This is a genomic window from Phytobacter sp. RSE-02 (assembly GCF_040578655.1).
Classification (GTDB): Bacteria; Pseudomonadota; Gammaproteobacteria; order Enterobacterales; family Enterobacteriaceae; genus Phytobacter; species Phytobacter diazotrophicus.
Map to the genome: position 1 here is coordinate 36,202 of NZ_JBEULY010000013.1, position 12,837 is coordinate 49,038.

Below are 12,837 nucleotides of genomic sequence, written 5' to 3' on the forward strand. Positions count from 1 at the left end.
AATCTGTAGTCAATAGAGTTTTATAGATAGTCAAATGAGACAGCGTGTCTATGTCTTTATCAGGTATACCCAAACGAGACAGATACAAGCGCAGGCAAGAGCAGCACCCAGCATCAACGCAAAATGCTTTAACAGTGGAGATTCAGGAGTGATTTAGCGTTTAAAGAGAAGATTAACCCTAACCCACAGCCTCACGGTCAGAACGCGAAACAGGGTCATAAACGCCACAGAGGAAGGCAAATCGATATACAGCCCGCCCAGCCTTCGGCTGGGAGAGGCGCACGGGGGAAGTTGAAGCCTTAATCGTTGAGGGAGGGTCAACCATAAACGTTCAATTTTTCAAGCTGGGAATAACTGTAAGAGCTTTAGCTACAAAGGACTCAATACATACTGCTCACCCGTCATGGTTGACTTGAGACCACAGATTATTCAAGCTGCGAAGCTACTAACTATTATGCTGATGGTTGAATGGGGAGTTTTCAGGAATGGAAAGATATCGCCCACATGGTCGTACCGTAACCACTTTAGAAGCAGATGTACTTAAACTTCGAGCACTAGAAATGGTGTTAGTGCTTTTCTATGTAGAAAACCTGAAAGGTTTTATTATCAGTTCTGTCAAAGTTACAAAACGCCTAAGAAAAATTCCTGATAACACAACTCTCGAAACAAATAACGAAGAGCAAGTTAGTTTTAAAAAGGCACATGAATTACTCATTTCAGAATGCGTCATAACGCAAGAAGAAAGCGAACAACTGAAAGAAATGATTGACTACCGTAATACTATCGGCCATGAGATTCACAGAATAACCATAGATATTGGAGCATACGCAAATCTGGCAGAGTATGACCTCCCTAACGGACATAAAATAGCAAAATATAATTACTCAGCAGTGCAGCGCGTACAAAATCTTAGAAAGAAGATAGAAAGAAAAATGATGGAAAAGTCATTTTCCTTTGAGTTATCTTTTAACACACTGGCATTTGATGCCGCAGAGCAAGCATACCTTAAGGAGATTAAGCGGTTAAAGAAAAAGGTTAATACTGGGATTGATAAGTTGAATGTTACAATTGAAACTACAAATAAAATAATCCGCAACATTCCTCCTGAGGTTATGGATACGGTACAACCCGGCCATCCGAAAAACACGAAGAGTAATGGTACATTTAGTCAAGAAGGTGCGAAAGCAATGTTCATGCTATATGATGCAAAAGCAACCCCGTTAGCGGTTGCTTATATAATGAGGATAACCTACCGTACCGCTGCTAAATGGCACAAGAAATGGCTGTCACAACATAAATAAATATTTAGCTGTTAACTATGCGGTCGAACGTACTTTTACACACGCGGCAATACCAGTTAGGTTTTTCTATCGTCGTCCCCAAACCCGCGTACATTCTTTCACGGGACTGCATATGTATTTTTTTATGCTCATCTTCAAAACATTTCGGACAAAACGCCGTAGAGTCCCCATCAATCCAGTACACCCCATCAATAAAACTGAATTTTCGCTTCTCTTCCAATTGTTCCTCAAGCTGTTTATTCTTTTGCTCTGAGTGAAACAACAATGCTTGCGTTGTTATGATTTCTATTTTCGCATTTGCCAGCTCACTCATAAGATTTGCTAATTCTAATTTAAGTGTCGCCGTATCAAGTTCATTACTTTCATTCGATAGTTTCTTAGCAATATTAACAGCTTTATCAATAATCCCAACTGCTGCTGCCGCACTTGAAAAAACACCAGACATTTTTCATCCTCACAGGATTATCTTATTCAAAACAGCCCTGCCAACATCCTGACCGTAAACTTTCAAATCAGTTGGCCCCGTATAATTAACACCAGCAGGTAAATGTTTCCGCAAATATTTATGTGCAGAGCAAGCCGCTGCTATTGCCGTATCAAATTCAGGAGTAGATCCTTCTAAGAAAAAGTCATAATTGAAATGAGCAATAATATTACTTCTAAAATCAGTCATCTTTTTCCAGTAGGCTGTAAACTCAGCATTAGTTAGCCCAATTTCATCAAAGAGAATACTACGAAAATCTTCATGATCATCAATACTATATTTCCAGTGAGTACTCTCATTATTAGAACCAAAAACTTTGCACCAGTTTATAGCTGCATCACTTATCAATGCGTTGCAGATGTTCTGGTAAGGAACTAGGTTTCCAGTCCCATAGTCCAAATACTGCAAGTTATCGCTCAGCGCATAGAAAGAGTTAATAGACCGTGAGAATGTGGCCAAGCACATCATTGTATTTTCAATTGATCTTATATAACTAGCATCCATCGAGATTAGCCTTGTGGTAGCGTTTTACTGATCGTAAGAAAATTTATACCAAAAGCCCCGTTGGTGGTACAGCAACAAGCGGAGCCTCTGGCGACTTCATCAGGGTTATGTCAGTTAGTGAGGCTTATCAGGATGACCATGTACCCAAGGGGAGCGAGGCCGAACCGCTGGCAGAGCTTGCATATGGTCTGCAAGTACCGTGACCACCATAAACCTGTTTATCCCCTGCGGCGTCTCGCGACGGCGACAGAACGGGGGCATCGGGCTAAAATGCGCTTCACTAAAAGTTTTGGGAATCATGCCGGGTGTGCGGCTTTCTGTTCATGTTGAGCTATCGCGGTATGACAAGTGGAACGACCGCCAGCGCTTTGCTAAACTCCCTGTTCACCGTTCAACAAATCGCGGCAACTTTCAGGGTAAATAGCGGTACTTTGGTCACATTACCTTAGAGATAACTCATTGAGTTACAAGGCTTTTAATGGGCTGGAGCGGGTGAAGGGAATCGAACCCTCGTATAGAGCTTGGGAAGCTCTCGTTCTACCATTGAACTACACCCGCCTTGTGGTGTGACAGGCATTATAAACCTTAAACACCGACTGGCAAGACGCTAAACGACTAACTGACCATTAATTAATCGCTTAGCGCAAATCTTAACACTTAGGTGGGCTACCCTGTGGTGGCAGATAACGCAGTGGATCAATAGCTGTTGCCTTATAACGGATCTGGAAGTGCAACTGTACTCCGTCTGCATCAGTGCTGCCCATCGTGGCAATTTTTTGCCCAATCTTCACGCTCTGCCCGTTATTAACGAGGATAGTGTCGTTGTGCGCATAGGCCGTGATGTACTCGTCGCTGTGCTTAATCATGATCAGGTTGCCATAACCGCGCAATTGGTTCCCGGCATAGACCACCTTCCCTGCTCCGGCTGCGTAAACCGCCTGCCCGCGAGAGCCTGCGATATCAATCCCCTTGTTACCGCCTTCGGATGTGGAATAGGGTCTGATCACCTTGCCAGTGGTCGGCCAACGCCAGCAGCGCTGTCCAACGGGCGGCCAGGAAGAGAGCGGCACAGCCGATGAAGGCACGACTTTAGCCGTTTGGGAGCCGCCTTTTGCAGAGGACGATTTCGACGCGCCATTCAGTTTCAGACGTTGACCGACCTCAATGGTGTACGGCGGGGAAATCCCGTTAAGCCGGGCAAGGTCATTCACGCTGGTGCCCGTCTGGCGCGAAATTTTGTATAGCGTATCCCCACGTTTTACCGTGTAAACATTGCCGCTATCAGACGATTTGCTGCCAGAACACCCCGCCAGCAATAACGCCACGGCCAGGCAAATGACAATGTGGAATGGGTTTCTTGTCAGGCTTCCTGCACGCAAAACAGATCCTCTGTAAAAATGAATGACCCCTTATTCTAGGCAGGCAACGCCAGGATGCCAACCACTTACCGCTCACTGGCGATAAAGGGGTAGCCGTGAGCAATAATCTCCATGATTTCAGGTAGCCAGTTCGTGGCCGGGATTTTCACCAGCGCCGGGTAAAAGACCTGCGGCGAGGGAAAAACATCCACCACGTGACAGTTTGTCAGCTTCGATGCGTCCACCTCCGAGGAGGGTAGTAACGTTGCCGCCGCCAGCCCGGACTCCAGCCATTCCAGGATGACTCCTGGCTGGGTGATATGCATGATGACCTTCGGGTTACCCCCGGCTTTGCGGAATAAATCAATCAACATTTCATAGGTGCCGGAATCTTTCGCCCGGTGCAACAGCACCAGCGGGAATGTCTCCAGTGCCTGATAATCAAAGGGACTTTGCGGTACCAGCGGCAGACATTTTTTACTGATCACCGCCACCAGCCTGACCGGGTCGAAAGAGACAAAATCGAACCCTTCGCTACGATAAGGACGTTGAATCAGCGCCAGATCGATAGTCCCCTCATTGAGCATCGTCTCTAAATGGCTGGAATCGGTAACAGAGATATTTATTTCAGCCTGCGGATGACGCTTATATAACTCGAGAAGCAGAGGTTTAAAATAGGATTGAAAAAGATGAGTTAAGCCGATTCTTAATTGGAATTTTTCTTTATTAGCAATCGCCACTGTTTCTCGGGCAGTATCTTCTACCTGGCGTAATATCTCACAAGCTTTACGATAAAGAAAATAACCTGCATCAGTGGGTTCAATGCGATTTCCCTGCCGTGTAAACAATGACACATTAAGTTCTTCTTCAAGTTCCTGTATACGTTTACTGAGCGGGGGTTGTGCCATATTCAATACTTTTGCAGCCTGGCTTACGGAGCCTTGTTCCACCACGCGACAAAAATAACGCAATCTTTTCAAATCCATACAATTATACTCCGCAGCATTCAGGCACTCAGTATCACACTTAGCGAACCAAAGGAAAAGCGCGTTAATTATTTCACTTTTGACTTAAACATTTAACATCTGTGTAAAGAGTACTTTTTTGATATGGAGAGAATCAGGAAAACGGTATTTGTTTAAAAAGCATCAGGAAAATAAGGTAGGTGCAGACCTTAATTATCTTTCCTGAGATGGAACAGGCTATGTCAAATAGAGAAAAAAAACCTACCAGCAACGTTCACGATTTACGTTCAGCGCTTGAATTATTAAAAACCTTACCCGGCGAATATGTGGAAACTGATACTGAGGTAGATCCACATGCCGAGCTGTCCGGCGTATATCGCTACGTTGGTGCGGGCGGTACCTGCCAGCGCCCGACGCGTAAAAACGGCCCGGTTATGGTATTTAACAAAATTAAAGGCTTTCACAATATCAGTGTGGCAATTGGTCTCAATGGTTCACGCAAACGCGTCAGCCACTTTCTCAACTGCCCGCAGGAAAAACTTGGCCACCTGCTGAAAGACTCCGTGCAAAACCCGATTCCGCCGGTACTGAGCCAGGATGATGCCGTCTGCCAGCAGGTTGTACATCTCGCCAGCGACGCTGATTTCGATCTGCGCAAATTATTACCTGCACCAACCAATACCGAAGAGGATGCAGGCCCGTACATCACGATGGGGCTGTGCTATGCCTCCGATCCGGAAACCCGAGAATCCGACATTACCATTCACCGCCTGTGTGTACAGAGCCGTGATGAGTTATCTATGTGGTTGACCCCGGGCCGTCATATCGATGCGTTCCGCATGAAAGCAGAAGCCGCAGGCCAACCACTGCCAATATCTATCAGCATTGGCGTCGACCCGGCCATCGAAATCGCGGCTTGCTTCGAGCCGCCAACAACCCCATTGGGCTATGACGAACTGAGTGTTGCGGGTGCGTTGCGTGGCCATGCAGTGGATATGGTGCAGTGTAAAACCATCAACGAAAAAGCCATCGCCCATGCAGAAATCGTCATTGAAGGCGAACTGCTGCCAAACGTGCGTCTTCGCGAAGACCAGAATACCAATACCGGTAAAGCGATGCCTGAATTCCCGGGCTATACCGGCGAAGCCAAAAACGCACTGCCGGTTATCAAAGTGAAAGCCGTCACCCATCGCTACAACCCTATCTGGCGCACTACCGTAGGGCCAGGCGAAGAACACGTCAACATGGCGGGCATCCCGACCGAAGCCAGCATCCTGGATATGGTGGGCCGCGCAATGCCGGGCAAATTACTGAATGTGTTTGCGCACTCCGCAGGCGGCGGCAAGCTACTGGCCGTGATGCAATTTAAGAAAGCGGTTGCAGTGGATGAAGGCCGTCAGCGCCAGGCTGCACTGCTCGCGTTCGCTGCGTTCCCTGAGCTGAAACATGTGATTCTGGTGGATGAAGACGTGGACATCTTCGACAGTGACGACGTGCTGTGGGCGATGCAAACCCGCTACCAGGGCGATGTGGATACGATTACTATCCCCGGCGTTCGCTGCCACCCGCTCGATCCGTCACAGATCCCGGAATACAGCCCGAGCATTCTGCAACAGGGCACATCCTGCAAAACGATCTTCGACTGTACTGTACCGTTCCATCTGAAAAGCCACTTTGAACGTTCGAAGTTCAAAGAGGTGGATGTGAAACGTTTTCTGCCAGACTTCGAATAAGGGGATGAAGGTGACCATATCACGACGCATCATTGTCGGCATCAGCGGTGCTTCCGGTTTTCAGTATGGCGTGAAAGCGCTGGAGCTTTTACGTGGGCAGGATCTCGAAGTCCATCTGGTCGTGACAAAAGGGGCGGAAAAAACCTGCGAACTGGAAACGGATTATCAGTTGGATGAGGTAATGGCGCTGGCGGATGTGGTGCATCCGATCGGAAACCTTGGGGCTTCTATTTCCAGCGGGTCGTTTAAGACGCTGGGGATGATAGTCGCCCCATGTTCAATGCGATCCCTGGGCTCCATCGCGCACTGTCTCACCGATAATCTGCTGACCCGAGCGGCCGATGTGGTGCTTAAAGAGCGTCGCCGCCTGGTACTGTTGGCACGCGAAACGCCACTGAACCTGGGCCACATTCGCAATATGCAGGTTGTTACGGAGATGGGCGGGATTATTTTCCCGCCGCTTCCCGCACTCTATCAGCGCCCGCAAACGACCGACGAAATCATCACACATAGTGTCAGCCGCGCGTTGGATCTGTTCGATATCGATGTTAAAAACATCCCGCGCTGGGGCGAAGGAAAATTGCTTTATCGCGCTTAATTTCGCAGGAATTTCTATGTTAATTGGACCTTATGTTAATGGCGCGGCTGTCGTTATCGGCGGCCTGCTCGGTTCCCTTGTTGGCAGCCGTATTCCGGATCGCGTCAAAGTCGCGCTACCGCTGACCTTTGGTTTGTGCTCAATTGGCCTGGGCATCAATCTGGTTATTAAAGTGAAATTTATGCCCGCCGTCGTACTGGCCATGGTATTGGGCGCGGTTATTGGGGAGGTCTTCTTCCTGGAAAAACAAATTGGCAAAGCGGCTGGCACAACGCGCGGTTTGATCAACCGTGTTTTCCCACCGGTACAAGGGCTAACGCATGACGAGTTTACGGAAAAATTCGTCGCCATTCTGGTGCTCTTCTGCGCCAGTGGCACGGGGATCTTTGGAGCGATGCATGAAGGGATGACCGGTGATCCGTCTATTCTGTATATCAAAACAGTACTGGATCTTTTCACCGCTGCGATTTTTGCCACCATGCTCGGTTTTTCGGTAATGACCATTGGTGCTCCGCTGATCATTGTGCAGGTCGCACTGGCGACAATTGCCGTTTACATTCTGCATATGATCACCCCCGATATGATGGCGGATTTCTCCTGTGCGGGTGGCCTTATTATGGTGGCAACGGGATTGCGTATCTGCAATATAAAACCGTTTCCGGTTGCCAATATGCTACCCGGCCTTTTGCTGGTAATGCCCTTTTCCGCCCTCTGGGCCAAACTGTTTGCCTGAGAACGGGTATAATGTTTAACCGTTGGCGCGACGCCACCGGGCCGGCTACGGAGTTGCGCCGTAACCACACTGGCGTCGCGTCATACGGTTTTATATCGATCCGGAGAAATCATAAGCATGCAAGAACATGTCATTTTACTGGATGAGTACGGCTCACCCGTCGGCATGGAAGAAAAGTATACCGCTCATCACCATAACACCCCGCTACATCTCGCCTTCTCTTCCTGGCTTTTCAATTCACGCGGCGAATGTCTGGTGACCCGCCGGGCCATGAGCAAAAAAGCCTGGCCGGGCGTGTGGACCAACTCCGTTTGCGGGCATCCGCAAGAGGGGGAAACGCCTGAGCAGGCAATGGTTCGTCGCTGTCGCTATGAAATAGGGGCGGATATTATCGACATCACGTCTATTGCTCCGGGTTTCCGCTACCGCGAGACCGATCCCTCCGGGATTGTCGAAAACGAAATTTGCCCGGTCTTCGCCGCACAAATCATCACGCCATTGAATATCAATGCAGAGGAAGTCATGGCGTATCAGTGGGTAGAACTTGATGCGCTCTGCCATTCGCTGGTGGCAACACCCTGGGCATTTAGTCCGTGGATGGTGCTGGAGGCAGAAAACGCAAACGCGCAACTCAGAGCGTTTGCTGCCAGCGTCAGGCAATAAAAAAGCCCCGTGTTTGCACACCGGGGCTTTTTGACTTCTTAGCGACTTATTTTACCGGACGCATCGCCGGGAACAGGATCACGTCGCGAATGGTGTGACTGTTGGTAAACAGCATAACCATACGGTCGATACCAATGCCCAGACCCGCAGTCGGCGGCAGACCGTGTTCCAGCGCGGTCACATAGTCTTCGTCATAGAACATCGCTTCGTCATCGCCTGCATCTTTGGCGTTAACCTGATCCTGGAAACGTTGCGCCTGATCTTCAGCATCGTTCAGCTCGCTAAAGCCGTTACCGATTTCACGACCACCGATAAAGAACTCGAAGCGGTCAGTGATTTCCGGGTTCACGTCATTACGGCGCGCCAGCGGAGACACCTCAGCCGGATATTCGGTGATGAAGGTCGGCTGAATCAGATGTGCTTCGGCCACTTCTTCGAAGATCTCGGTCACGATGCGGCCCAGGCCCCAGCTCTTCTCAACTTTGATGCCAATGCTTTCTGCGATGGCTTTCGCTGAGTCGAAGTTATCCAGATCCGCCATATTCGTTTCCGGGCGGTATTTCTGAATTGCTTCGCGCATGGTCAGTTTTTCGAACGGCTTGCCGAAATCGAACACTTCATCGCCATAAGGCACTTCGGTTTTACCCAGAATATCCTGCGCGAGCGTACGGAACAGGGATTCAGTCAGTTCGATCAGATCTTTGTAATCCGCGTACGCCATGTAGAGTTCCATCATGGTGAACTCAGGGTTGTGGCGAACAGAGATACCTTCGTTACGGAAGTTACGGTTGATTTCGAACACGCGATCGAAGCCGCCAACCACCAGACGTTTCAGATACAGTTCCGGCGCGATACGCAGGTACATGTCCAGGTCCAGCGCATTGTGATGGGTGATAAATGGACGTGCAGACGCACCGCCAGGAATCACCTGCATCATTGGGGTTTCCACTTCCATAAAGTCGCGATTCACCATGAACTGGCGAATGCCGGCCATAATTTTGGAACGCACTTTGAATGTGTTACGGGAATCTTCGTTAGAGATCAGATCCAGATAACGCTGACGATAGCGGGCTTCCTGATCCTGCAGGCCGTGGAATTTGTCCGGCAACGGGCGCAGGGCTTTGGTCAACAGACGCAGCTCAGTACAGTGAATGGACAGCTCGCCAGTCTTGGTTTTGAACAGCTTACCTTTCGCGCCCAGGATATCGCCCAAGTCCCATTTTTTGAACTGCTCGTTGTAAACGCCTTCCGGCAGATCGTCACGGGCAACATAAAGCTGAATACGGCCCCCCACATCCTGCAGGGTGACGAAAGACGCTTTACCCATAATGCGGCGGGTCATCATACGGCCAGCGACAGCCACTTCAATGTTCAGCGCTTCCAGCTCTTCGTTTTCTTTTGCATCGAAGTCAGCGTGCAGAAGGTCTGAGGTGTGGTCACGACGAAAATCGTTCGGGAACGGCACGCCTTGTTCACGCAGCAATGCCAGCTTTTCGCGGCGAGTTTTCAGTTCATTATTAAGATCGACTGCCGCGTCAGCGCCCTGTGCTTGTTGTTCAGACATGTTGGTTCCTCATAACCCTGCTTTCAAACTTGCTTCGATAAATTGATCCAGGCTGCCATCCAGCACCGCCTGCGTGTTACGGGTTTCAACTCCAGTGCGCAGGTCTTTGATGCGAGAATCATCAAGGACATACGAACGGATCTGGCTACCCCAACCGATGTCGGACTTGTTGTCTTCCATCGCCTGTTTCTCAGCGTTCTTCTTCTGCATTTCCAGTTCATAAAGCTTCGCTTTCATCTGCTTCATGGCCTGGTCTTTGTTCTTATGCTGTGAACGGTCGTTCTGGCACTGGGTTACCGTGTTGGTCGGAATGTGGGTAATACGTACCGCAGATTCCGTACGGTTAACGTGCTGACCACCCGCGCCGGATGCGCGATAAACGTCGATACGCAGATCCGCCGGGTTGATTTCGATATCAATATCGTCATCCACTTCCGGGTACACGAACGCAGAGCTGAATGAGGTGTGGCGACGGCCACCGGAATCGAACGGGCTCTTACGCACCAGGCGGTGCACGCCGGTTTCGGTACGCAGCCAGCCATAGGCGTAATCACCGGAAATCTTGATGGTAACGGATTTGATACCCGCCACTTCACCTTCGGATTCTTCGATGATTTCGGTCTTAAAGCCGCGCGCTTCTGCCCAGCGCAGATACATGCGCTCCAGCATGCTCGCCCAGTCCTGCGCCTCGGTGCCGCCGGAACCGGCCTGAATATCCAGGTAGCAATCGGCGTTGTCGTATTCACCAGAGAACATACGGCGGAATTCAAGCTGTGCCAGCTTCTCTTCCAGCGTATCGAGTTCAGCGACAGCTTCGTTGAAGGTCTCTTCGTCATCGGCTTCGACAGCCAGCTCCAGCAGACCGGAAACATCTTCCAGCCCCTGACTCATTTGGTCGAGCGTTTCAACAATGGCTTCGAGGGAGGAACGTTCTTTACCCAGCGCCTGTGCGCGATCAGGTTCGTTCCAGACATCCGGCTGTTCCAGCTCGGCGTTTACTTCTTCCAGACGCTCTTTCTTGGCGTCATAGTCAAAGATACCCCCTAAGAACGTCGGAGCGCTCCGTGAGGTCCTGAATGCGATTTTTTACCGGGTTAATTTCAAACATGGTCTGATTTCTTTAGATGGACTTGTCAAAATGCGGTCATAAGGGCGGAATTTTACCGGATTTCAGCCCTTATTAGTAGAGAATACTGGCGTTAAATTGGCCACAGGTGATCAATGATTAATTGCACGCTGCGATTGCCGCGAAACTCATTCACATCCAGTTTATAAGCGATATTGACGACGCGCACGCCGTTATCAGGCCAGCAGGTGGTGTCGACATTAAAAGCGATACCGTCGAGCAGCGGGCCGCCGCCGAGCGGTTCGACCATTACTTTCAGATGGCGCTCCCCCACCAGCCGCTGTTGCAGAAGTCGAAATTCGCCATCAAACAGCGGTTCCGGGAACATCTGCCCCCAGGGACCGGCATCGCGCAACATTTCGGCTGTATCGAGGGTCATTTCATCAGGTTTTAACAGGCCATCAGAAACGATTTCACCTTGCAACAGTGCCGGATCCAGCCACTCGGTGACCAGCTCGCCAAAGTAGCGCTGGAACTCCTCGAAGCGAGCTTCCTCAAGCGACAGCCCCGCCGCCATGGCATGGCCGCCGAATTTGAGCATCAACCCTGGGTAGAGCGTATCCAGACGCTCCAGCGCATCGCGCATGTGAAGGCCCTGGATTGAGCGTCCTGAGCCTTTTAAAGTGCCATCCCCGGCAGGCGCAAACGCGATAACCGGACGGTGGAAACGCTCTTTAATGCGCGACGCCAGAATCCCCACTACCCCCTGGTGCCATTCGGGATGATACATAGCAAGACCGCCCGGCAGGGTATCGCGGCTACGTTCCAGCTTCTCACACAGCGTCAACGCCTCTGCCTGCATGCCCTGCTCAATCTCTTTGCGCGTCTGGTTTAGCGCATCAAGTTCGCTGGCCAGCACCCGAGCTTCGCCAAGGTTGTCACTGAGCAATAGCGCTACGCCAACGGACATATCGTCCAGACGACCTGCGGCATTCAGACGTGGGCCAAGCGCAAAACCTAAATCGCTGGCCGCCAGTTTTTGTGCATCGCGGTTGGCAACTTCCAGGAGCGCTTTTATGCCAGGACGGCACTTTCCGGCACGAATGCGGCTTAAGCCCTGCCAGGTCAGAATGCGGTTATTGGCATCCAGAGGTACGACATCGGCAACGGTGCCCAGGGCCACTAAATCGAGCAATTCCGCCAGATTAGGGATAGCCAGCCCGCGCTCATCAAACCAGCCTTTGTCGCGTAAAAAAGTTCGCAGTGCCAGCATCAGATAGAAGGCCACACCCACCCCCGCCAGCGACTTCGACGGAAAATCGCATTCACGCAGGTTAGGGTTAATGATGGCTTCCGCATTCGGCAACGTTTCGCCCGGAAGATGGTGGTCGGTGACCACCACCGGAATGCCCAGCGCATGTGCCCGTTCAACCCCGGCATGTGACGAAATACCGTTGTCCACGGTCAGGATCAGTTGCGCGCCACGCGCGTGAGCCTGATCCACTACTTCCGGGCTTAACCCGTAGCCGTCTTCAAAACGGTTCGGCACCAGATAGGCGATATTAGTGCCGCCCAGCGCACGTAAGGCCAGCACGCTCAGCGCGGTACTGGTTGCGCCGTCGGCATCAAAATCACCGACAACCACAATACGCAACCCCTCGCGTAAAGCGTTATAGAGGATCTCTACCGCTTTATCGATGCCATGCAGCCGCTGCCAGGGCAGCATGCCTTTCACCCCGCGCTCCAGATCCGCCGCGCTACACACACCGCGGCTGGCATAAAGGCGGCGCAGAAGAGGGGGAAGATCGGCAGGTAAATCCGCCGCGTCGTTTGCCTCGCGGCGGCGAAGTCGAATTTCGGCTTTCACG

General features: G+C 50.7%; 12 protein-coding genes and 1 tRNA gene. 5 read left to right on the plus strand and 8 right to left on the minus strand.

Features of this window, described 5'->3' with window-relative positions; genetic code table 11:
• Positions 1 to 485 precede the first annotated feature (485 nt).
• On the plus strand, positions 486 to 1,301 hold the full coding sequence (locus tag ABU190_RS21750; protein ID WP_354692383.1) for a hypothetical protein: 816 nt from the start codon (positions 486 to 488) through the stop codon (positions 1,299 to 1,301).
• 4 nt (positions 1,302 to 1,305) lie between these two features.
• Here ABU190_RS21750 and ABU190_RS21755 read toward each other — a convergent pair whose 3' ends face one another.
• From ABU190_RS21755 to ABU190_RS21775, 5 genes are all read right to left on the minus strand, one after another.
• Positions 1,306 to 1,746 (minus strand): hypothetical protein, encoded by a 441-nt coding sequence (locus ABU190_RS21755; protein ID WP_354692384.1) that lies wholly within the window; start codon positions 1,744 to 1,746, stop codon positions 1,306 to 1,308.
• A gap of 9 nt (positions 1,747 to 1,755) precedes the next feature.
• Positions 1,756 to 2,289 (minus strand): hypothetical protein, encoded by a 534-nt coding sequence (locus tag ABU190_RS21760; protein WP_064391993.1) that lies wholly within the window; start codon positions 2,287 to 2,289, stop codon positions 1,756 to 1,758.
• A 484-nt stretch (positions 2,290 to 2,773) separates the two neighbouring features.
• Positions 2,774 to 2,847, minus strand: a tRNA-Gly gene (locus tag ABU190_RS21765).
• A gap of 92 nt (positions 2,848 to 2,939) precedes the next feature.
• The gene (gene actS / locus ABU190_RS21770) at positions 2,940 to 3,668 is read right to left on the minus strand and encodes an amidase activator ActS (protein ID WP_296419975.1); all 729 of its coding nucleotides are present in this window, start codon (positions 3,666 to 3,668) and stop codon (positions 2,940 to 2,942) included.
• Positions 3,669 to 3,733: 65 nt separating this feature from the next.
• The gene (locus tag ABU190_RS21775) at positions 3,734 to 4,633 is read right to left on the minus strand and encodes a LysR family transcriptional regulator (RefSeq protein ID WP_193794318.1); all 900 of its coding nucleotides are present in this window, start codon (positions 4,631 to 4,633) and stop codon (positions 3,734 to 3,736) included.
• Positions 4,634 to 4,851: 218 nt separating this feature from the next.
• Between ABU190_RS21775 and ABU190_RS21780 the strand changes: the two genes are divergently transcribed.
• From ABU190_RS21780 to idi, 4 genes are all read left to right on the plus strand, one after another.
• Positions 4,852 to 6,345 carry a UbiD family decarboxylase gene (locus ABU190_RS21780; protein WP_354692385.1) on the plus strand — a complete coding sequence of 498 codons (1,494 nt, stop codon included), beginning with the start codon at positions 4,852 to 4,854 and terminating at the stop codon, positions 6,343 to 6,345.
• Positions 6,346 to 6,349: 4 nt separating this feature from the next.
• Positions 6,350 to 6,943 carry a UbiX family flavin prenyltransferase gene (locus ABU190_RS21785; protein WP_075203668.1) on the plus strand — a complete coding sequence of 198 codons (594 nt, stop codon included), beginning with the start codon at positions 6,350 to 6,352 and terminating at the stop codon, positions 6,941 to 6,943.
• 16 nt (positions 6,944 to 6,959) lie between these two features.
• Entirely contained in the window at positions 6,960 to 7,676 is a 717-nt protein-coding gene (locus tag ABU190_RS21790) for a DUF554 domain-containing protein (protein WP_071196011.1), read from the plus strand.
• Positions 7,677 to 7,793: 117 nt separating this feature from the next.
• Complete coding sequence (gene idi, locus ABU190_RS21795; RefSeq protein ID WP_354692386.1) at positions 7,794 to 8,339, plus strand: isopentenyl-diphosphate Delta-isomerase; 546 nt, start codon at positions 7,794 to 7,796, stop codon at positions 8,337 to 8,339.
• Between the two features lie 46 nt (positions 8,340 to 8,385).
• Here the strand turns inward: idi and lysS are convergent, their stop codons facing one another.
• The 3 genes from lysS to recJ form a co-directional block, all read right to left on the minus strand.
• On the minus strand, positions 8,386 to 9,903 hold the full coding sequence (lysS, locus tag ABU190_RS21800; protein ID WP_039077966.1) for a lysine--tRNA ligase: 1,518 nt from the start codon (positions 9,901 to 9,903) through the stop codon (positions 8,386 to 8,388).
• A gap of 9 nt (positions 9,904 to 9,912) precedes the next feature.
• Positions 9,913 to 11,011, minus strand: a protein-coding gene (gene prfB, locus ABU190_RS21805) for a peptide chain release factor 2 (protein ID WP_103245268.1) whose coding sequence is annotated in 2 segments (ribosomal slippage) — positions 9,913 to 10,935 and positions 10,937 to 11,011 — 1,098 coding nt in all. Because the reading frame shifts where the segments join, the coding sequence is not laid out codon by codon here.
• Between the two features lie 91 nt (positions 11,012 to 11,102).
• Complete coding sequence (recJ, locus tag ABU190_RS21810) at positions 11,103 to 12,836, minus strand: single-stranded-DNA-specific exonuclease RecJ (RefSeq protein ID WP_354692387.1); 1,734 nt, start codon at positions 12,834 to 12,836, stop codon at positions 11,103 to 11,105.
• Between the last annotated feature and the right edge of the window lies 1 nt (position 12,837).